Origin of the sequence: Paraburkholderia sp. RL17-373-BIF-A, from assembly GCF_046030175.1 — a bacterium.
Classification (GTDB): Bacteria; Pseudomonadota; Gammaproteobacteria; order Burkholderiales; family Burkholderiaceae; genus Paraburkholderia.
In genome coordinates, this window is record NZ_JARESO010000001.1 from 250,553 (window position 1) to 270,042 (window position 19,490).

The window sequence follows — 19,490 nt, forward strand, 5'->3', positions numbered from 1 at the left end:
GCCCATCAAGCAACATGCGTGCACCGAACAACCTGAATGCACTCCGTGCCTTTGAAGCAGTGTCGCGTCATCTGAGCTATCCGTCGGCCGCCGAGGAGCTCAACGTTACGCCTGCTGCCGTTGGCCATTTGATACGCGGGCTCGAAGACACTCTCGACGTCGAGCTGTTTCATCGCGCGACGTCGGGGCCAACCCGGCTGACCCTGACCGACGCTGCACGGTCAGTCCTGCCAGCACTGCAGGCGGGATTTGACCTGTTGTCCGAAGCCGTTGAGCAATTGAAAGCGAGCAAATCGCGCATCGCTTTCACCGTGACGATACCCGGCGCATTCGCTGACAAGTGGTTGTTGAGACGCGTCGAGCGGTTTCAACAGAGGCATCCGTATTACGACCTTCGCATAGACACCAGCAACCGGCTTCTCGACTTCACCGCTGACAGGATCGATGTCGGCATTCGCTATGGCTCGGGCGTATGGCCAGGCCTGGTATCGACCTTTCTCATGCGAGACGAGTTCTTCCCGGTATGCAGTCCCGCGCTTCTAATGGGCAAACATCCGCTCAGGACGCCTGCCGACCTGGAGCATCATCTGCTCATTCACGATGTGTCGATGCAAACATCCGGTGTCTTCCCGACATGGCGCTCCTGGCTGCAAAAAGCCGGCTGTCGCAACGAAGTCGATTGCAATCGCGGCATCCAGATTGACGACTCCGCGGCAGCACTCCAAACAGCCATTTCAGGGAACGGTATTGCGCTGGGCAGGACCACGCTGGTCGAACATGACCTCGAAGAGGGGCGGCTTGTGCGTCCATTCCAGGAATCACAAAGCTGCAAACTAGCGTACTACCTCGTCCACAAAAAAGAAGGCGAGAACTCTGCGCCAGTAGTCGCTTTCAAAGAATGGCTGATTTCAGAGGCAGGCGCCCGCTAGGGCTCACACGCGAACGCCTGTCTCAGGCTTCAGCGGATGGACGACGGGTGGCGCGCGAGCGCTTCCACCTTCATCGTCATATACGGAAACAGCGGCAGACCTGAGAGGATGGTGTGCAGTTCGTCGTGCGAGTCGACGTCGAAGACGCTGTAGTTCGCATACTCGCCCACAACGCGATGTAGTTGCTGCCACTTGCCTTGGCGCTGAAGCTCTTGTGAGTACGCCTTTTCTCGTGCCTTGATTTCGTCAGCCTGAGCCACGGGCATGTCGTGTGGCAGGTGTACATCCATTCTTACGAGATATAGCATGTGTTTCTCATTCGAAAAAGTAGGGGTCTCTCAGGTTCGCCAGCACAATAGTTGGAGTGGGTCGATATGCCCGGTGCCGGATTGACTGCGCTCAGCTATTTTTGTCGCGACGATAGAAAGCGAGCTTGTCCTCATCGATATGCAGGCCCAGGCCCGGCCCTTCCGGCAGGTGAAGGTCGAAGTCCTGATAATGGGGGCGAGCAGTGACGATGTCGTCTTTCAACAGGAGTGGTCCGAACAACTCCGTACCCCAGGCAAGTTGCGGGAGCGCGGCGAATCCGTGTGCCGATGCAATCGACCCGATGCTGCCTTCAAGCATCGTGCCGCCATAGAGGGACACGCCGGCTGCATCCGCAATGGCGGCCGTACGCATCATTCCGTAGATTCCGCCGGACTTCGCGATCTTCAGCGCAAAGACGTCCGCACATGCGCCGCGCACAAGTTCGAGGGCATCTTCCGGGCCTGTCACTGCCTCGTCGGCCATGATGGGCACGATGAAACGCGATGCAAGCCTGGCGAGTGCTCCGCGCTGCTCTCGCGGAGTCGGTTGCTCGATGAGGTCAATGCCAGCAGCTTCAAGCGCTTCGATTCCCAATGCGGCGTCAGCCTCGTTCCAGGCCTGATTTACGTCGACGGTGACTTTGGCGCGGTCGCCGAGCGCAGCTTTGATTTTCGATACATGCGCTACGTCATCGCGAACGCTACGCCGGCCAATCTTCAGCTTGAAAGTATTGTGGCGACGTTCGGCGAGCAGTGTTTCCGCTTCATCGATGTCGCGTTGGGTGTCGCCACTTGCGAGCGTCCACAGGACCGGAAGCGTCTTTCGCACAGCGCCGCCAAGAAGCGTTGAAACCGGAACGCCCAGGCGCTTGCCCTGAGCGTCCAGCAAAGCCGTCTCGATTGCGCACTTGGCAAACCGGTTCCCGCGAGCAACCTTGTTCAGCTTGAGCATTGCGTCGTTGATGTTGGTCGCGTCTTGCCCAACGATCGCAGGTGCAAGATAAGTGTCGATGGTCAGCTTGATGCCTTCGGGGCTTTCGTCGCCGTACGACAGACCGCCAATCGTAGTCGCTTCGCCAATGCCCTCGATGCCATCGCTCGAGCGCAGACGGACGATCACTAAGGTTTGCTGCTGCATCGTCGCCATGGCTAGCTGATGCGCGCGAATGGTTGGGAGGTCAACCAGAATCGCTTCGACGGAGGTGATTTGGGCGTTCATACCTGGAATGTTGGAGTTAAGGGGTTGATGAAGTATTGCGTGCCCAATAAGCCCCTGTCCAACACCGTCGACGTCTAGCCCCATACCTCACGGGTATAACAAATATCACCGCCCAAAATCGTTGGGAGGTGCATGCGGTATCTTTTCCTCCTCGTACAGCCGATAGATGAGTTCGAGCATTTCCCGAATGTCGCGCGACTCGTCTAGTGCGCGCATGCTCATGATGATTGGGGAAACCAGAGTAGGGTCGTCCAGTTCCTTGTAACTCACATCGTCTCGCTTCAGGCCGTACACACTACTCGGAACGACAGAAATTCCTTCTCCCGCTGCTACGAGGCCCAGCGCGATTTGCAACTCTCGTACTTCATATATCCGGCGAGGCTTGAGACCGCGATCTTCGAATGCCGACAGCACCTGGTCTGCATAACTGGGGCGTGGCGTCTTAGGAAAAATAATCAGGGTCTCGTTGACCAGGTCGCTGAGAGCGAGGACTGGCTTGGCCAGCGAGAGTGGGTGGCCCTCCGGGAACGCAACGATCATCTTCTCCTCGCGAAGAATCACCCGACGGATGTTCGCGTCCTCATGCCGGATGCGACCGAACCCGACATCGATCTGACCGTCCTTCAGCGCGCGAATCTGGTCCATCGTCGACATCTCGTGGAGGCTGAGTTCGACTGTCGTGTTCTCATCGCGGAAGCGCCGGATGATTTTGGGCAGCATGCCGTACAACGTCGAGCCCACGAAACCGACAGAGAGGCTGCGCTCGATGTTGCCCACGCGCCGCGTCATGGATTCGAGTTCCGACGTTTGAGCCAGCAACTGGACGGCATGAGCGTAGAAGAACTTGCCCGTCTCGGTGAGCTTCAACGGGCGCGAGTCGCGCTGGAATAGCTGCACCTCAAGAATCTCTTCAAGCTGCTGTATCTGACGGCTCAAAGGCGGCTGGGCCATGTTCAGCCGCTGTGCCGCGCGTGTGAAATTGCGTTCCTCGGCTACGGCGACGAAATAGCGAAGATGCCGCAGTTCCATTTCAATACCTCGTGGATATAGACCGATACTAAATCAGTGTTGGACGAGGCGTTCTGACGTCCATTATTCTGCATTCACACTCTGTTTCAGCACCCATTATACCTCTCAGGCATATTCGAACGGGCGCTAAACCAAGGGTTTACCCCATCAGAAAATAGAGATTCAGGAGCAGACATGAGCGTCAAAGTGTTCGATACGAAGGAAGTGCAAGACCTGCTGAAGGCTGCGGCTAACGTGGGTAGCCAGGACGGCAATGCTCGCGCAAAGCAGATCGTCAATCGCCTTTTGGGCGACCTGTTCAAGGCGATCGACGACCTCGACATGACGCCCGATGAAATCTGGGCTGGCGTCCACTACTTCAACAAGCTCGGCCAGGACGGCGAAGCTGCGCTGCTTGCTGCTGGTCTCGGTCTGGAGAAATACCTCGACATCCGCATGGATGCCGAAGACAAGGCGGCTGAAATCACCGGCGGCACGCCGCGCACCATCGAAGGTCCGCTCTATGTCGCCGGCGTGCCCGTGCGCGATGGCGTTTCGAAGATCGATATCAACCCGGACGAGGATGCCGGCCCGTTGGTCATCCGCGGCACGGTAACCGGTCCAGATGGCAAGCCGGTTGCAGGGGCGCTGGTCGAATGCTGGCACGCCAACTCGAAGGGCTTCTATTCGCACTTCGACCCGACTGGCGCGCAGAGCGAGTTCAATCTTCGCGGCGCGGTCAGCACCGATGTCGATGGCAAGTACGAGTTCCGTACGCTCATGCCGGTCGGCTATGGCTGTCCGCCGCATGGTGCGACTCAACAGTTGTTGAATGTGCTTGCCCGCCATGGCAACCGTCCGGCACACGTGCACTTCTTCGTCACCACCGACAAGTACCGCAAGCTGACGACGCAAATCAACATCGAGGGCGACCCGTTGATTTGGGACGACTTTGCCTACGCCACCCGCGAGGATCTGATTCCTCGTGTGGTCGAAAAGACCGGCGGCACTGCGCTGGGAATGAAGGCCGACGCGTATAAGGAAATCGAGTTCGACATCGAGTTGACTCCGCTGATTCAGGGCAAGGATAACCAGGTCGTCCATCGCCTGCGTGCATCTGCTACCGCCTGACCGCTAAACGCGGCCGCTGCGTCGTACCCCTGCTGCCGCTCAATCCTTCGCAAGAATCTTTCGACACCGATGCGCGTGCCCCATAACCTGGAGCACGCGTAGGAGAGCACTCATGTCTGCAACTATCGACAAAGCCTCGCAACTTGATGAACTGCTGCACACGGCCGTTCAGGACGACAAGCAAAACGGTGTATTCCGTTGCCGCCGCGACATCTTCACGAACACGGATCTGTTCGAGCTCGAAATGAAGCACATTTTCGAGAGCAACTGGGTCTACCTCGCGCATGAAAGCCAGATTCCCGACAACAACGACTACTACACCACCTGGATTGGCCGCCAGCCTATCGTGATCACTCGCGACAAAAGCGGTGAACTGCATGCGGTCATCAATGCCTGCGCGCACAAGGGCGCGATGCTGTGCCGTAAAAAGCACGGCAACAAAGGCACTTTCACGTGTCCTTTCCACGGCTGGAGCTTCGCCAACACCGGCAAGCTGCTGAAAGTAAAAGATGTGAAGACCACCGAATACCCGGTGCAATTCAATACCAACGGCTCGCATGACCTGAAGAAGGTCGCACGCTTCCAGAGCTATCGCGGCTTCCTGTTCGGCAGCCTCAACGCGGACGCGATCGCACTGGAGGACTACCTCGGCGAGACCAAGGTCATCATCGACCAGATCGTCGACCAGGCCCCGGACGGGCTGGAAGTGTTGCGCGGCAATTCATCGTACATCTACGACGGTAACTGGAAGATGCAGATGGAGAACGGCTGCGACGGCTACCACGTCAGCACCGTGCACTGGAACTACGCCGCGACGATGGACCGGCGCAAGGTCGAGGGCACCAAGGCCGTGGATGCGAACAGCTGGAGCAAGTCGGTGGCCGGCGTGTACGGCTTCGACCACGGCCACATCCTGCTGTGGACCAAGACGATGAACCCGGAAGTGCGACCGGTCTATCAATACCGCGACGAAATCAAGGCACGCGTTGGCGAGGTGAAGGCGGACTTCATCGTCAACCAGACCCGCAATCTTTGTCTGTACCCGAACGTGTTCCTGATGGACCAGTTCAGCACGCAGATTCGCGTGGTACGTCCAATCAGCGTGGACAAGACCGAAGTCAGCATCTTCTGTTTCGCTCCGAAGGGCGAGAGCGCCGCCGACCGGGCTACCCGCATCCGCCAGTACGAAGACTTCTTTAACGTCTCGGGTATGGGCACCGCGGATGACCTCGAAGAGTTTCGCGCTTGCCAGGCTGGCTATGCCGGCACCACTGCGTTGTGGAACGACCTGTCGCGCGGAGCGCCGTTGTGGGTCGAAGGTCCCGACGCAAATGCGAAAAGTATGGGCCTGAAGCCGCGCATCTCAGGCGAGCGCAGCGAAGACGAAGGCCTGTTTGTGTGTCAACACGAATACTGGGTGCACCAGATGCGCGACGCACTCAAAAAGGAACAAGGGGAGGCCCTGGCATGAGCTTCGATTACCAGAAAATTTGCGCCGCGCTGTTCCGCGAAGCGCGCCTGCTCGACGACCGAACATGGGACGAGTGGCTTGCCTGCTATACCGAGGACGTCACTTACTGGATGCCGGCGTGGGACGACGACGACCGGCTCACGGACGACCACGAGAGTCAGATCTCGCTGATGTACTACCCGGACCGTGGCGGCCTGGAAGACCGTGTGTTCCGCATCAAGACCGAACGCAGTAGTGCCTCGATGCCTGAACCGCGAACCAGTCACAACGTCACCAATGTGGAAGTGCTGGCCGAGCGCGAGAGCGAAGTGGACGTGCGCTACAACTTCAACACGCTCAGCCACCGTTACAAAACCACCGACCAGTTTTTCGGCACGATGTTCGTCACTCTGCGCAAAGTCAACGATGAACTGTTGATTTGCTATAAGCGCATCGTGTTGAAGGACGACTACATCCGCCAGGTGCTCGACGTCTATCACGTTTGAGTGCAAACATCCGCGGAAATGAGAAGTACAGGAGGCAAGATGTCCAGCTACAACATTGCACTGAATTTTGAAGACGGCGTGACCCGCTTCGTGACATGCAAGGCGGGCGAGAAGGTACTCGATGCCGCCTTTCGCGCAAAAATCAACCTGCCGATGGATTGCTCCGACGGCGTGTGCGGTACCTGCAAGTGCCGAGCCGAGAGCGGCAGCTACGACCTGGGCGACGATTACATCGAGGATGCGCTGACCGAGGATGAGAAGGACGGCGGTCTCGTACTCACCTGCCAGATGGTGCCGGAAAGCGATTGTGTCATTGCGGTGCCGGCATCTTCCACTGCATGCAAGACTGAGCAAAGCAAGTTCGCCGCGACCGTATCGAAGGTCGAAGCGCACAACGATGCGGCCATCGTGCTCGAACTGGATGTGTCGGCGAGCGTGCCGGTATTCCTGCCGGGCCAGTACGTCAACATTGACGTTCCTGGCAGCGGTCAGCACCGTTCATATTCTTTTTCGTCCGCACCGGGCGAATCGAAAATCAGTTTTCTGATCAAGAAGATTTCCGGCGGCGTGATGAGCACGTGGCTCGAATCCGCACAGGCAGGCAACAAGGTGGAATTGACCGGACCACTCGGCAGCTTCTATCTGCGCGCTGTTGAGCGGCCGTTGCTGTTCCTCGCCGGCGGTACGGGCCTGGCGCCGTTCCTGTCGATGCTTGAAGTGCTGGCTCGTGCGAATTCGCAGCAAAAAGTTCATCTGATTTACGGCGTAACGCGCGACCTCGACCTCGTGCAGGTCGATGCAATCGAAGCCTATGTGGCGAAGTTGCCGAATTTCACTTACGGCACCGTCGTGGCCGACACGGATTCGACTCATCCTCGCAAGGGGTGGGTAACGCAGCACATGCCGGCGGAGGCCGTCAACGATGGTGACGTGGACGTGTACCTGTGCGGGCCGCCGCCGATGGTCGATGCGGTGCGTAAGCATTTCGACGACAACGGTGTGAAGCCCAACAGCTTCCACTACGAGAAGTTCACACCTAACGCAGCGCCGAGGACGGCATGAGCACGCAACGATTCGCTGGCAAGGTCATGGTGGTCACCGGCGCCGCGCAGGGCATCGGTCGCGCGGTAGCGCTTCGCGCAGCCGCCGAAGGCGGCAGGGTGCTGTTCGTAGACCGCGCCGACTTCGTGTCGGAAGTCGCCGCCGAAGCGCACGGTGCGGACACAGCGGGGTTTGTCGCCGACCTCGAGACGTACGATGGCGCTGCGTCGGCGATGGCCTTCGCCGCGCGCACTTTTGGTGGCATCGACATTCTGGTCAATGGGGTGGGTGGCGCGATTCGCATGCGTCCCTTCGCCGAGTTCGAGCCTGCACAGATCGATGCGGAAATCCGTCGCTCTCTCATGCCGACGCTGTACGCCTGCCATGCAGTCTTGCCGTACCTGCTCAAGCGCGGCGGCGGGACTATCGTGAACGTGTCCTCGAATGCCACTCGCGGCATTCGCCGCGTTCCATATTCGGCGGCGAAGGGCGGTGTCAACGCGATTACGCAGTCGCTGGCGATGGAATACGCAGAGCACAACATCCGCGTGGTCGCCACCGCGCCGGGTGGGACTGATGCGCCGCCGCGACGCGTGCCGCGTAACTCTGTCGGCGATAGCGAGCAGGAAAAAGTCTGGATGGGTGAAGCGGTGAAGCAGGTCACTGAATCGACTTTCTTCAAACGCTACGGCAGCATCGACGAGCAGGCGGCGCCGATTCTGTTCCTCGCTTCGGACGAGGCAGGTTATATCACTGGCACTGTATTGCCGGTAGCCGGCGGTGACACGGGCTGATCGTAACGCTGGAAGACCGGTGGCACGAAGAACCTCTCCACGCTATGCACCGGCGTGGGCAACGTATTGAGCTTTCGTCTTTCGTAGGAGACGTATGCATGAGCAAACGCGAAGCCATCATCCCTGCGGGGATGGAAGCGGTGTACGAGAAGATTCATTACGCTCCTGCGGTGAAGGTCGGCAACACGATTTACGTGTCCGGCCAGATTGGTCGAGACACGGCCATGTACCTGGTCGAAGGCCGCGAAGCGCAAATAGTCCAGGCATTCGAAAACCTCAAGCTGGTTCTGGCGGCTGCGGGTGCATCATTGAGCGATGTGGTTGACGTGACCACGTACCACACTGACATGCGCGACCTGCCATTGTTCATGAAGGTGCGCGACCAATACCTGACTACGCATCCATTGCCGGCCTGGACGGCGGTCGGCGCGCACATGCTTGGCGGCGCGGCGGGTTACATTGTTGAGATCAAGGCGGTCGCTGTATTGCCTGATTAACTTTTGAAAAACCGACTAACGCTGACGGCGGATGGATGCTCGGCGCGGCCCGGCGACTGTCGAATGTCACACTTCGCTCAGCGTTCGTGTCATCGTGTCGCAGAACCATTGCTGAGCCGTTCGGACCGCTACCTCCACCGAATATCTGAATGACGCGATTAGGCCCCCGATCGCCTGGGGACATTTCGACTACGACTTGAACTCGACAGTTCGCTTGGCGCGCTCGTCGACGGACAGCGAGAACACGTCGGGCCGCGAGTAATGGCCCACCACGTCGAAGTCATATCGTGCGCGGACGAGCTCATCGGTGTCGATTTCAGCGACCACCAATCCGGTCTCGCCGCGGAGCGGACCTGCCAGAACTTCGCCCAAAGGGCCCACGATGAGGCTGCCACCGTTGATGAGCGGCCGGTTTTCATCCCACCCCGGCACTTCTATGCCGAGTTGTGCTGGCGAAGGTTGTACCTGACATGCGCTGATAACGAAGCACCTACCTTCGTGAGCGATATGCCGCATCGAGCACTGCCAGATGTCCCGCTCGTCCACCGTTGGCGCACACCAAACCTGCACACCCTTTGCATACATGGCCGTGCGCAGGAGCGGCATGTGATTTTCCCAGCAGATTGCCGTGCCCGCCACGCCGGCTTCGGTCTTCACGGCAGGCAAGGTCGAGCCGTCGCCTTGTCCCCAGATGAGTCGCTCCGTGCCCGTCGGCATCAGCTTGCGGTGTTTTGCCACCAGCCCGTCGTCTGGGTTGAAGAACAACGCCGTGCAGTAGAGGGTATTGCCCGCTCGTTCGATAACACCGATGACGATTGAAGCGCCGCACCTAGCCGAGAGGTCAGCGAGCGCTTGGGTTTCCTCGCCCGGCACGTCAATGGCGTTGTCGTAGTACCGCGCGAAAGCCTCGCGACCTTCCGGCAACCGGTAGCCAAGACGGGTGCCGAAAATTTCGCCCTTAGGGTAGCCGCCCAGCAACGCCTCAGGCATGACCACGAGCTTTGCGCCGGAGGCGCGAATCTGCTCTTCGAAAGAGAGGATGTGCTGCAGGGTCTGGGTTTTCCCTGCTGCAGAGGAACCGATTTGCAGCGCGGCGACTGTTGACTTGGACATGGCGTTTTCCTCGAGGAACGTTTGAGCCTGCATCTTTACCCGGATGTAAAATCGTGTGAATGCATATCGCCACTATTTGATATGAACAAGATTGATATCGATGCCGTCGACCTGAATCTCTTCAAGGTCTTTGAAGCTTTGTTCGAGGAAGGCGGAGCAAGCCGAGCTGCCATTCGGCTCAATCTGACCCAATCCGCGGTGAGCGCGGCGCTCGGACGGCTGCGCGAAGTGTTTTCCGACACCCTGTTCGTACGCACCGGACGAGGTCTTGCGCCGACATCGCGTGCAAAAGAGTTGAAACCACTGGTGAGCGAAGCGCTCGGCAAATGCCGTCAGACCGTCGCTATCGCCTGGCCGGATGCAACCTCGTTTCACGGACGCTCGGTGTCGGTTGGGCTGTCCGATGACTTTGAGATTGCTGTGGGACGACACTTGATTGAACGCCTCGTGCAGAGCGCGCCGGGACTGAGGCTCATATTCCGGCAAACCCATAGTCAGATTGCCGGCGACGCGCTGGCAAATCGCGAAATGGACCTCGCACTGTTTGCGGGTGCGTCGTCCGGCCGAGGGCTCAACCATCGGGTTGTGGGTGAAGGCGATTACGCATGTCTGCTGGATGAGAAGCGCCGCGCGGCGTCTACTCTGACGCTTGATGAATACGTGTCTCGCGGACACATTCTGGTCTCTTCGGGCGGGGTCGTGGGGATAGTGGATGAGGGGCTGTCGGCACTCGGTCGACGGCGTAACGTCATAGCCTCAACAACACATTTTGCTTCCTTGCCGCATCTGCTGAAGGGCTCGCGTGCAGTCGCGACCATTCCGAGGCATGCGGCGCTGGCGATTTCCAGATTGACCGGGTTGATGCTTATCGAGTGCCCGGTAAAACTCCCGATTTACCCCATCGTACTTGCATGGCGGACCAGCTCGATGCGCGATTCCGCGGTGGTCAAGGTCCAGTCCGCGATTCAGGAAAGCTTTCCTCTCATCGTCTGATGGCAAGACGCGGCCAGAGTATTCGTCGTAGCCCGCGTCTTGGTTCCATGGTCATAAGCGCATCCGTCGGGCTAACGTGCCTCGTGAGACGAGGCCTCCTCGGGGCTCTCATAAATGTACGTGGCGACACTGCGCCGCTGCAGCGCGTCCCCCAATTTCATTCGAAGGAAGCTGCTTGTCGTGTATCGAGTCACGTCCGAGTAATATCGGGCGACCAGGCCAGTCACCATTTCGGAATAGGCATCGATGACTTCGGGCGCTATCGAGAAATTGTCGTAGTTGACGATTGCGTGAGGCCGGACCTTGAGGCCGGACACCGCCCGTTCGACCTCGGCTCTGACTGCTTCAACGTCGTCAACAGTCGTGACCTTGTGGCCTTCGAAGTTGATAAACAACATGTTTTTATCGGCGTCGTAGCTGAACCGCTCACTGAGTGTCAGCCTCAGCAGCATTGCTCGCAAACCCATCGGCTTATTGTCGAAAATGCGGGCGTCCATCAGGCGCGGCGGCGATTTGATGACAGGAGCGAAGCCCATCTGGGAAACGATGTCTCGCTGGAGGTCGACCCCCGGTGCAATCTCGACGAGTTCGAGTCCGTCAGGCGTCAGGGTAAAGACGCAGCGCTCCGTAATGTAGAGCACGGGTTGCTGCCGTTCGTTGGCGTAGCGACCGCCGAAGGTGCGATGTTCCACTGCGTCCACGAATTTTTGACTGACGCCATCCTGAAGAATTTGCAGGCGCCCATCTTTGATATTCACTTCCAGCTTGCCGGCGTTGAACGTTCCGACAAACACAACCCTCTTCGCCGCCTGCGAGATGTTGATAAACCCACCCGCGCCCGCCAGCTTTGGCCCGAACTTGCTCACGTTGAGGTTGCCTTCCCGGTCGACTTGCGCGAGCCCGAGAAATGCAATGTCCAGGCCACCGCCGTCGTAAAAGTCGAACTGGTAGGGCTGGTCGATGATGGCGTCGGTATTGGTCGCGGCGCCGAAATTCAAACCCCCGGCAGGGATACCCCCGATGACGCCCGGCTCGGTTGTCATCGTGAAGAGGTCGCAGACATTTTCTTCGTTCGCGACGCTGGCAATCCCTTCCGGCATGCCAATCCCAAGGTTGACGACGCTATTGGCCATCAGCTCGAACGAAGCGCGCCGTGCAATGACTTTCCGCTCAGTCAATGCCATGGTCGGAATCGAACTTGTCGCAATGCGAAGCTCGCTCGCAAAGCCGGGGCTGTACGACTCGGCGAAGGTTTGCCAGTGGTTTTCCTGTTTTGCGACCACGACGCAATCGACCAGAATCCCAGGTATCTTGACCTGTCGTGGATTCAAGGTCCCTGACTCGGCAATGCGCTCGACCTGAACGATCACGATGCCACCGGAGTTGCGTGCGGCCATTGCAATGGCAAGCGACTCAAGGGTCAGCGCTTCCTTTTCCATCGTCACATTGCCGTTTGCATCGGCAGTGGTACCACGCACGATGGCTACGTCGACCGGAAATGTCTTGTACAGAAGGCAGTCAGCGCCGTTGACCGATATCAGGCTAACCAGGTCCTCGGTCGTGCGGGCGTTGAGCTTGCCGCCGCCGTTGCGCGGGTCGACGAACGTATCGAGTCCGACTGTGGACAAGTGACCTGGCCGATGCGCGGCGATGTCCCGAAACAGCTGGGAGATAACGCCTTGCGGGAGGTTATAGGCTTCGATGAGACCCTCAACGGCCAGACGTTGAAGGCCCGGAACGAGTCCCCAGTGACCACCAATGACCCGCCGAACCAGACCTTCGTGAGCCAGGTGATTCAGGCCCTTGCGGGCGCCGTCGCCTTGGCCGCCCGCGTAGACTAGCGTCAGATTTCGGGGCGCGTCGCTATCCTCAGCGGTTGAGTCGAGGAACAACTGTTCAAGTGCGACGGCGATTTCTTCCGCAAAGCCAATGCCGACGAAGCCGCCCGTTGCCACCGTGTTACCCGGACGAATCAGCCTGACGGCCTGCTGGGCACTGACGATTTTGCCTCGCTCGACGCTGTTCGCAGTGGCGAGAAACGGGTGTTGAAAGCCTGCGCTCATGATGTCTCCAAACCGCACCGTGGAGCCGGGCTCCGGCGCTATGTAGTTATTCGGACCTGCTGCAACTCGACTACGGGTTCTATGCGTTGGGTAGTGTGAAGGAGATTCATCGCTGGTGGGGAGCCGGCTTCGGAAATGAATTTGTGGCTCAATCGTAAGGGTACACGCCTCGCGCCGTCTGTTTCGAACGTTGACGGAGGTACTGCGCGATGTACGCGTTAATCGTTGCCATCAAAGTCATCGATATCAAACCTAGCGTTTATGGAGCCAGCCGAAGCGCTGGTAGAGGAATTACAGAAGCGGCAGACGCTGGCACGCGGCGCAGCACAGAACGGGTGCCGCGTTGTTCATTTTCGTGCATCCGACCCGCGCAACTGCCCCGACCAGAACCAATAGCAAATGCAAAAATGGGCAAAAGACCGATTATCGGTCGTTTGCTCATCCGGCATGCAACTTGCCTCTCAATATGCGGTGTCGTCAGTAACCCTAGTTTTCGCCGCCGGCTCGACGGGTTGATGCAAACGTCCGGGCCATGTTCGTTTTCTTCGGGAGAGCTAGCACACGAGCATCCACTTTAGGCAGTCGGAAACCGCAGGAGGGCTTTATGTTTCGATCCACGCCAGTAGTTGCCAGCAAAACTGTCGGTGGCGAAAAGATTCACGCTGAATTCCTCTGCGATACGGGACGACTGCGAATTATCGGCGGCGTAACAGTGCGGGCAGAATGGTTTCCGCCGCATTCCTGGTTCGCCATTGCATCTGTTGCGGGATACAGCCGTTGGGGCACGCGGCCGGACGAGACGGACTTGCTGCGGCTCATCGAGAACTTCATGCGGGTACCAGGACGGTCGGCTCTATGAACAGAGGGACCGCAGACTTCCGTACCTGACGTAGCGAGCGCTTGCGAACCTGTTGCCGGGCGCGCAGACCATGAGTCTTCTGGCGCCGGCAAACTTTCAAGCAGTTACTGCCCAGTTTTTCTAGACATACTGCTGTCGTCGGGCGTCATGCCGGGCATATCTCTATGAGCCGTGTCCGCGCTCTTGCTCATGTCGCCAGGAACCCGATTCCAGGGGCTCGAGATGGGTTCGCTGTGATACGTCATCCCTGCGGTTGCGGCACCGTGAGCGCCGCCGCTGCCATTTCCACCGTTGCCATTCCCGCCGGCCTGCGCAAGCGTCGCGGCGCACGCGCAGAGTGACGCGACAGCGACACGCGCGAACAGAACTTTTGTCGTCAACTTTTCCATGGTATTTCTCCTTTGATGCAGGCGCGTGCGTCAGCCACGCCAAAGTCTCGTAAGCCGCTAAACACTGACTGGTTGCGCAGCGGCGAATCGCGAGCAGCCACTCCAATGCAAACAGGGCAGACATTTGCTGCGCCCAGATGCGAGGCATGCGAGTGAGTCGGAGCCCGGCACCGAAAATGACAGCGTTACGCTGAATTCCAGCGTCTGACGCTGAGCGCTTCTCTTATTACTTCGGCATCAGAACCTTGTCTACGACCATGATGACGCCATTGCTCTGAGTGACGTCATAGGTGGAAATGTCGGCCGTGTGGCCACTGGCATCCATTACTACGATGTTGTGCGGACCGTTCTCCGTGAATGTCAGTTCTTCTCCATTGACTGTCTTCAGTTCCGCCTTGCCGCCGCCCGCCTTGATGGCCTGATCGAGCTTGCGGAAGTCATAGCGCCCCGGAATGACGTGGTACGTCAGGATGCTGGTCAGCATCGTCTTGTTTTCAGGCTTGACGAGCGTATCGACCGTACCGGCGGGCAACGCAGCAAAGGCCTCGTTCGTCGGTGCAAACACCGTGAACGGGCCTGCACTCTTTAACGTCTCGACGAGACCTGCGGCTTTGACCGCGGCAACGAGCGTGGTGTGGTCGGCCGAGTTGACCGCGTTGTCTACGATGTCTTTGCTCGGGTACATGGCCTGACCGCCGACCATGACCGTGTCACTGGCGGCAAAGGCGCCTGATACCGCTGCACACAGCGCGATAGCGACGAATATAGTCCTGTATTTCATGGTGTACTCCTCCAGAGTCGCCACGCGTAATTGCGCGGGTCTGACCGCATATACGGGGAATACTCGCGACTGGATTCGAAAACGGGATGCTCGCGACGACGCAGCCTGATGTGTCCCAGCCTTGATGCTGTCGGGAGGTCGGGCGCTGTTACTTCAACAAATCACGTCCAGTTGCAATCGGGGCGCGTCGCACCCAGAGCGTCCACGCGAGCCGAGTCGCATCATTGAATGGACAACGCGATGCATTGTCACAATCAGTTGATATACAGGACGGGCGATCCGCGAAGGAGATTGATTTGAACGTCCGAAAGTCAGCGTTACACGTCGAGAGCGCAACGAAACATCCATTTGAGAGCTGCTTCGTCGACCTTGGTGGGCACTCCGCGGAGCGAGCCCTCACTGTGCTCACTGCAGCGGTGCATGCTGCTCAACGTGAAATGAATGCCTTTGATTGGATTACAAGCGCACTTCCGGGTGCGACTCTCAAACCAGCCTTGGCATTTGGCACGGTGGGCGAACTGTATCGGTCATACACGAGACCTGCTGAGCTGGGACGCTTGAAATTAGTGCTGCGCTCCTGACCGCTGTCTGGCATCGAGGTCGCGGTAGCTCGCACGGACTGAGCGGTGCATGTCGCCGGTTTCTCGCTTGTTTTGTGGCTGACGGTTCAATCCATGGCTGCGACACGCTTCACATAAGCGTCAATTTGCATGTCAATTAGCGGTGTCACAGTCACTGCGACGGCTACGTCATCCGACGCAGGCAGTAACCCGGCAAATGCTGCGATGCCGGTCCCGCAGACCACCGCAACAGCGATAGAAGCGACGGCGACAAGTGAAGACGCACGCGCTGGAATGGAATTAGCGAAACCCTGCAAGCAGCTCATCATGGCAATCTCCCGTTGAGGCAGCCATAGTTGCAACGACCGTGCCGACGGAGATAGAAGTTTTCGGGCTGCCAATCCAGCCGGGCTGCCCGCCTTGTTGATGCCCGGCGTGAGCGTGCGAGCGGACGACTCGATGTTGGGTTCAGACAAACATTTCAGCTTATATGCTGTCTCCAAAGCCAACACTTTCGCGAAGCGCGGGCTAGGTTAGGTCAGTAATCGCCATTCATGCAGCGTGGAACTACGATTTCGGGGACGTATGCAGGTCGGTAGGGAAGAAAGGTTCGCTACGAGCGACCTGTGCACGCATTTCGAATGCGCTGGAGTTGTGCGGAGACAGTCACTCGTGCGCTCTAGCGTCGCCACCCCGGATGCCCGTAGTAGCCACGTCCATAATAACCACGTCCATAGTACCCACGGCCGTAGTACCCATGGCCGTAGTACCCACGCCCATAGTAACCAGGGCCGTAGTAACCGCGGCCGTAATAGCCTCGATATCCGCCGTACCAATAGGGATAACGATAGTATCCGGGCCAGGGGCGCGGTCCAAATATCACCGGTGGACCGTAGATGACGGGCGGCGGCGCATAGATAACCGGCGGACCGGCATACACGGGGCCCGCCACACCAATGCCGACGCCCACAGACACACCGCCCGCCTGCGCGAAGCCGGCCGCACCCGCGCCTAGCCCGACAGCGACCAGAAAACGAACGAACCTGTTCATTTGCGTTCTCCTCGCCTCGCGGCCCGTTCGAACTACTAGCGACGGCGCAACGAGGCATGGACAAATAGCGCTGAGTCCGCTTTCTATGGAGTTCAACACGCAGAGGCTCATACGTGAGGCCGGGTGGCCCCTTGTCTTTAGAGTCGACAGTTCCGAAGTCGTTCAAAGAGGACTGCAATGCGCGATTTTCCCGGATCGATGCGCGCATCACGTCGAAACGCCTGCGATGCTGCGCCCGGGCAAATCGGGAACGGCGCCTTTCGCGACGCCGGCCAGGTAAGTTACCGATGACGTTGTGCGAAGGCGTCCCAGTGACATCCCCGCGAGGTCACAACATAAACATGTAATTACGGCGTCGGCCCCGCCTTGCTACCATCGCTCCTCCGAAGAGCCATGTTCAACGCAATCAGGGCTGCATGAATGCCAGTCACGACAACCGAATCGAGCACTGCCTTGAACGGGGCGCGTCCTCACGGGGCCTCCGCCGATGTCGATTTTTCTTTGGTTCGCAACGTAGAATCGCGCCTTGTCAGAGCGCGCGCTGCCTTGCTGAGGGAGTTGAATCAGGCTTTCAGCAGCCTCGGCCTCAGCGCAAATGAAGCGACCGTCCTGATGGCAATCGGTGAAAGTGTCGCCGACACACCAACGGGATTGTCTGAGGTGCTAGGCGTCGACTCGGGATTCATGAGCCGGTTGTTGGGCCGATTGGAGAAGAGGCTGTTGCTGCAGCGTTCCCGAGGCGTGGAAGACCGAAGAGTAGTAAGAGTCGCGCTGACGGAAGTGGGTGCCAGTATGTACACCCGTCTCGAGCAGATGACGCCCAGTCTATTGAGCGGACGATTCGCCAGACTCTCGCTTGCAGAACTGGTCGAATTGCATGGTCTGCTTGGAAAACTTATCGGCGAATAGAAAAGCGGCCACGGCGCAACCTGTGCACTGGCTCAGCCGCCACATCGCCACTACGCGATGTCGGCGTGCGACTCCCAGTCGTATGCGCGGGTTCCCTTCGACGCCGAAATCCATCCTGCAACAATGTATTGCGAAGTTGCAACATGTGGCATCGAGGCAAGCATAAACACAGCTCAAACCTAAGCGGGATGGGCACTCGACGCCTGACACGTCAGTCATGGAATCGCCGTCCGCCATGTGCGCTTCGCTGAAACCCCCTATGACTTGCCTCTATGATGCTGCCTTCGTTATCCAAAGGAAGAATTGCTGTGACACTCGATGAAATCCGCGCAAATGCCTTCGCAATGCCGGTGCACAACCCGGCCTATCCGCGTCCACCATTTCGATTCCTCAACCGCGAATACTTCATCATTTCGTACGAGACCGACATCGATGCGGTTCGCGCGGTCGTGCCGGAGCCTTTGACGGTCGACAATGGTCTGGTCCACTACGAGTTCATCCGGATGCCGGATTCATCCGGCTTTGGCGACTACACAGAGAGTGGTCAAGTCATTTCGGTCCTGGATGAAGCCGGCCGGAAAGCCAGCTATACGCACGCGATGTACCTCGATGACGAAGGTCCGATCGCCGGCGGCCGGGAGATTTGGGGTTTCCCGAAGAAGCTCGCTTCACCCCGTTTATCCGTCGACGGAAAAGATACGTTGCTGGGCACACTCGACTATGGGACGCAACGGGTCGCTACCGGCACGATGGGCTACAAGTACCGCCCGCTCGATATCGAATCTGAACGCAAGAAACTCGCGGACACACCCAATTATCTGTTGAAGGTCATCCCTCATGTCGATGGCTCACCGCGGATTTGTGAACTCGTACGTTTCTACTTGCGCGACGTTTCTGTGCTCGGTGCATGGGAAGGCCCTGCTGCGCTCGATCTGCACGCACATGCGTTGGCGCCGGTTGCTGACCTGCCTGTCAAAAGGGTAGTGGCCGCCAGGCACGTCATTGCAAATCTCACCCTCGATGTGGGCGAAGTCGCTTACGACTACCTCGCCCCGGCGGAAGCGCTGAAGCTCGCCGTGAACCAATAATTCAACAAGGAGAAAATTATGTCGTTGCAAGGAAAAGTCGCGCTCGTGACGGGCGCCGCAAGCGGTATCGGTGAGCAATGCGCGCGCAAGCTGGCTTCGGACGGCGCGGCCGTCGTCATTGCGGACCTGAATCTGGCAAACGCGCAGCAGGTCGCGGACAGTATCGTCGCCGCAGGTGGGAAAGCACTGGCCGTGTCGATGGACGTGACGAGCGAAGAAGCGGTCAACGCTGGTATCGAAGAAGCAGTCGGCAAACTCGGCAGCATTGACGTGTTGGTGTCGAACGCCGGTATTCAGATCGTCAACCCGATTGAAGACTACGAGTACTCCGACTGGAAGAAGATGCTGGCCATTCACCTGGATGGCGCATTTCTGACCACGAAGGCCGCTATCAGGCACATGTACGCATCCGGCAAGGGCGGCTCCATCATCTACATGGGCTCGGTCCATTCACACGAAGCCTCGAAGCTGAAGTCGGCTTACGTCACCGCCAAGCACGGCCTGCTGGGTCTTGCGCGCGTGGTCGCGAAAGAAGGTGGCTCGCGCGGTGTGAGAGCGAATGTCGTATGTCCGGGCTTTGTTCGTACTCCATTGGTCGACAAGCAGATTCCGGAGCAGGCGAAAGCGCTCGGTATTTCGGAAGCCCAGGTCGTTAAGGACGTGATGCTGAAGGAAACTGTCGACGGCGAATTCACCACCGTAGCCGACGTTGCCAAAACAGTCGCCTTCCTGGCGGGATTTGAATCAGCTGCACTGACGGGACAATCGATTGTGGTCAGCCACGGTTGGTTCATGCAATAA

Annotated in this window: 21 protein-coding genes; 12 read left to right on the forward strand and 9 right to left on the reverse strand. The window is 58.4% G+C overall.

The annotated features are described in order from the left end of the window. The first annotated feature begins 14 nt into the window (after positions 1-14). Positions 15-929, forward strand: coding sequence for a transcriptional regulator GcvA (gene gcvA, locus P0D80_RS01070; RefSeq protein WP_408280335.1), 915 nt, complete (start codon positions 15-17; stop codon positions 927-929). Between the two features lie 29 nt (positions 930-958). Here gcvA and catC read toward each other — a convergent pair whose 3' ends face one another. The 3 genes from catC to P0D80_RS01085 form a co-directional block, all read right to left on the reverse strand. Then, positions 959-1,237, reverse strand: a complete 279-nt coding sequence (gene catC / locus P0D80_RS01075; RefSeq protein ID WP_408179265.1) for a muconolactone Delta-isomerase — start codon at positions 1,235-1,237, stop codon at positions 959-961. Between the two features lie 91 nt (positions 1,238-1,328). Beyond that, positions 1,329-2,456, reverse strand: coding sequence for a muconate/chloromuconate family cycloisomerase (locus P0D80_RS01080; RefSeq protein WP_408280656.1), 1,128 nt, complete (start codon positions 2,454-2,456; stop codon positions 1,329-1,331). 105 nt (positions 2,457-2,561) lie between these two features. Next, complete coding sequence (locus P0D80_RS01085) at positions 2,562-3,485, reverse strand: LysR family transcriptional regulator (protein ID WP_408179263.1); 924 nt, start codon at positions 3,483-3,485, stop codon at positions 2,562-2,564. Between the two features lie 174 nt (positions 3,486-3,659). Here P0D80_RS01085 and catA point away from each other — a divergent pair, with 174 nt between their 5' ends. The 6 genes from catA (at position 3,660) to P0D80_RS01115 (ending at position 8,883) form a co-directional block, all read left to right on the forward strand. Then, positions 3,660-4,595: a catechol 1,2-dioxygenase gene (catA, locus tag P0D80_RS01090; protein ID WP_408280338.1), complete on the forward strand. Its 936-nt coding sequence runs from the start codon at positions 3,660-3,662 to the stop codon at positions 4,593-4,595. Between the two features lie 112 nt (positions 4,596-4,707). Further along, positions 4,708-6,066 (forward strand): Rieske 2Fe-2S domain-containing protein, encoded by a 1,359-nt coding sequence (locus P0D80_RS01095; RefSeq protein WP_132375016.1) that lies wholly within the window; start codon positions 4,708-4,710, stop codon positions 6,064-6,066. Next, positions 6,063-6,551 carry a benzoate 1,2-dioxygenase small subunit gene (benB, locus tag P0D80_RS01100; RefSeq protein WP_408280341.1) on the forward strand — a complete coding sequence of 163 codons (489 nt, stop codon included), beginning with the start codon at positions 6,063-6,065 and terminating at the stop codon, positions 6,549-6,551. Before P0D80_RS01095 ends, benB begins: the two co-directional genes overlap by 4 nt. Before the next feature lie 39 nt (positions 6,552-6,590). Then, positions 6,591-7,613 (forward strand): benzoate 1,2-dioxygenase electron transfer component BenC, encoded by a 1,023-nt coding sequence (benC, locus tag P0D80_RS01105; RefSeq protein ID WP_408280344.1) that lies wholly within the window; start codon positions 6,591-6,593, stop codon positions 7,611-7,613. Further along, entirely contained in the window at positions 7,610-8,386 is a 777-nt protein-coding gene (gene benD, locus P0D80_RS01110; RefSeq protein ID WP_132375013.1) for a benzoate diol dehydrogenase BenD, read from the forward strand. Before benC ends, benD begins: the two co-directional genes overlap by 4 nt. A gap of 98 nt (positions 8,387-8,484) precedes the next feature. After that, positions 8,485-8,883 (forward strand): RidA family protein, encoded by a 399-nt coding sequence (locus P0D80_RS01115; protein WP_408280348.1) that lies wholly within the window; start codon positions 8,485-8,487, stop codon positions 8,881-8,883. Positions 8,884-9,072: 189 nt separating this feature from the next. Here the strand turns inward: P0D80_RS01115 and P0D80_RS01120 are convergent, their stop codons facing one another. Further along, positions 9,073-9,996 (reverse strand): carbon-nitrogen hydrolase family protein, encoded by a 924-nt coding sequence (locus P0D80_RS01120; protein WP_408280658.1) that lies wholly within the window; start codon positions 9,994-9,996, stop codon positions 9,073-9,075. 81 nt (positions 9,997-10,077) lie between these two features. Here P0D80_RS01120 and P0D80_RS01125 point away from each other — a divergent pair, with 81 nt between their 5' ends. Then, a complete protein-coding gene (locus P0D80_RS01125) occupies positions 10,078-10,989 on the forward strand; it encodes a LysR family transcriptional regulator (protein ID WP_408280351.1) in 912 nt (303 codons plus the stop codon). Between the two features lie 71 nt (positions 10,990-11,060). Here the strand turns inward: P0D80_RS01125 and P0D80_RS01130 are convergent, their stop codons facing one another. Then, entirely contained in the window at positions 11,061-13,052 is a 1,992-nt protein-coding gene (locus P0D80_RS01130) for an acyl CoA:acetate/3-ketoacid CoA transferase (protein WP_408280354.1), read from the reverse strand. Between the two features lie 604 nt (positions 13,053-13,656). Here P0D80_RS01130 and P0D80_RS01135 point away from each other — a divergent pair. Beyond that, positions 13,657-13,911 (forward strand): hypothetical protein, encoded by a 255-nt coding sequence (locus tag P0D80_RS01135; protein WP_408280356.1) that lies wholly within the window; start codon positions 13,657-13,659, stop codon positions 13,909-13,911. Positions 13,912-14,015: 104 nt separating this feature from the next. Here P0D80_RS01135 and P0D80_RS01140 read toward each other — a convergent pair whose 3' ends face one another. From P0D80_RS01140 to P0D80_RS01155, 4 genes are all read right to left on the reverse strand, one after another. Continuing rightward, a complete protein-coding gene (locus P0D80_RS01140) occupies positions 14,016-14,300 on the reverse strand; it encodes a hypothetical protein (protein ID WP_408280359.1) in 285 nt (94 codons plus the stop codon). Between the two features lie 226 nt (positions 14,301-14,526). After that, positions 14,527-15,081 (reverse strand): fasciclin domain-containing protein, encoded by a 555-nt coding sequence (locus tag P0D80_RS01145; protein WP_408280660.1) that lies wholly within the window; start codon positions 15,079-15,081, stop codon positions 14,527-14,529. Between the two features lie 667 nt (positions 15,082-15,748). Beyond that, positions 15,749-16,117: a hypothetical protein gene (locus P0D80_RS01150; RefSeq protein ID WP_408179254.1), complete on the reverse strand. Its 369-nt coding sequence runs from the start codon at positions 16,115-16,117 to the stop codon at positions 15,749-15,751. A gap of 203 nt (positions 16,118-16,320) precedes the next feature. Further along, a complete protein-coding gene (locus P0D80_RS01155) occupies positions 16,321-16,692 on the reverse strand; it encodes a hypothetical protein (protein ID WP_408179253.1) in 372 nt (123 codons plus the stop codon). Positions 16,693-17,112: 420 nt separating this feature from the next. Between P0D80_RS01155 and P0D80_RS01160 the strand changes: the two genes are divergently transcribed. From P0D80_RS01160 to P0D80_RS01170, 3 genes are all read left to right on the forward strand, one after another. Further along, positions 17,113-17,601: a MarR family winged helix-turn-helix transcriptional regulator gene (locus P0D80_RS01160; RefSeq protein ID WP_408280362.1), complete on the forward strand. Its 489-nt coding sequence runs from the start codon at positions 17,113-17,115 to the stop codon at positions 17,599-17,601. Positions 17,602-17,909: 308 nt separating this feature from the next. Beyond that, a complete protein-coding gene (locus P0D80_RS01165; protein ID WP_408179251.1) occupies positions 17,910-18,689 on the forward strand; it encodes an acetoacetate decarboxylase in 780 nt (259 codons plus the stop codon). An 18-nt stretch (positions 18,690-18,707) separates the two neighbouring features. Then, a complete protein-coding gene (locus tag P0D80_RS01170; RefSeq protein WP_408280364.1) occupies positions 18,708-19,490 on the forward strand; it encodes a 3-hydroxybutyrate dehydrogenase in 783 nt (260 codons plus the stop codon).

What these genes read in the sequence shown, in the direction of transcription:
- gcvA (WP_408280335.1), top strand. Translation starts at nt 15, where the DNA reads ATGCGTGCACCGAACAACCTGAATGCACTCCGTGCCTTTGAAGCAGTG.
- catC (WP_408179265.1), bottom strand. Translation starts at nt 1,237, where the DNA reads ATGCTATATCTCGTAAGAATGGATGTACACCTGCCACACGACATGCCC.
- P0D80_RS01080 (WP_408280656.1), bottom strand. Translation starts at nt 2,456, where the DNA reads ATGAACGCCCAAATCACCTCCGTCGAAGCGATTCTGGTTGACCTCCCA.
- P0D80_RS01085 (WP_408179263.1), bottom strand. Translation starts at nt 3,485, where the DNA reads ATGGAACTGCGGCATCTTCGCTATTTCGTCGCCGTAGCCGAGGAACGC.
- catA (WP_408280338.1), top strand. Translation starts at nt 3,660, where the DNA reads ATGAGCGTCAAAGTGTTCGATACGAAGGAAGTGCAAGACCTGCTGAAG.
- P0D80_RS01095 (WP_132375016.1), top strand. Translation starts at nt 4,708, where the DNA reads ATGTCTGCAACTATCGACAAAGCCTCGCAACTTGATGAACTGCTGCAC.
- benB (WP_408280341.1), top strand. Translation starts at nt 6,063, where the DNA reads ATGAGCTTCGATTACCAGAAAATTTGCGCCGCGCTGTTCCGCGAAGCG.
- benC (WP_408280344.1), top strand. Translation starts at nt 6,591, where the DNA reads ATGTCCAGCTACAACATTGCACTGAATTTTGAAGACGGCGTGACCCGC.
- benD (WP_132375013.1), top strand. Translation starts at nt 7,610, where the DNA reads ATGAGCACGCAACGATTCGCTGGCAAGGTCATGGTGGTCACCGGCGCC.
- P0D80_RS01115 (WP_408280348.1), top strand. Translation starts at nt 8,485, where the DNA reads ATGAGCAAACGCGAAGCCATCATCCCTGCGGGGATGGAAGCGGTGTAC.
- P0D80_RS01120 (WP_408280658.1), bottom strand. Translation starts at nt 9,996, where the DNA reads ATGTCCAAGTCAACAGTCGCCGCGCTGCAAATCGGTTCCTCTGCAGCA.
- P0D80_RS01125 (WP_408280351.1), top strand. Translation starts at nt 10,078, where the DNA reads ATGAACAAGATTGATATCGATGCCGTCGACCTGAATCTCTTCAAGGTC.
- P0D80_RS01130 (WP_408280354.1), bottom strand. Translation starts at nt 13,052, where the DNA reads ATGAGCGCAGGCTTTCAACACCCGTTTCTCGCCACTGCGAACAGCGTC.
- P0D80_RS01135 (WP_408280356.1), top strand. Translation starts at nt 13,657, where the DNA reads ATGTTTCGATCCACGCCAGTAGTTGCCAGCAAAACTGTCGGTGGCGAA.
- P0D80_RS01140 (WP_408280359.1), bottom strand. Translation starts at nt 14,300, where the DNA reads ATGGAAAAGTTGACGACAAAAGTTCTGTTCGCGCGTGTCGCTGTCGCG.
- P0D80_RS01145 (WP_408280660.1), bottom strand. Translation starts at nt 15,081, where the DNA reads ATGAAATACAGGACTATATTCGTCGCTATCGCGCTGTGTGCAGCGGTA.
- P0D80_RS01155 (WP_408179253.1), bottom strand. Translation starts at nt 16,692, where the DNA reads ATGAACAGGTTCGTTCGTTTTCTGGTCGCTGTCGGGCTAGGCGCGGGT.
- P0D80_RS01160 (WP_408280362.1), top strand. Translation starts at nt 17,113, where the DNA reads ATGCCAGTCACGACAACCGAATCGAGCACTGCCTTGAACGGGGCGCGT.
- P0D80_RS01170 (WP_408280364.1), top strand. Translation starts at nt 18,708, where the DNA reads ATGTCGTTGCAAGGAAAAGTCGCGCTCGTGACGGGCGCCGCAAGCGGT.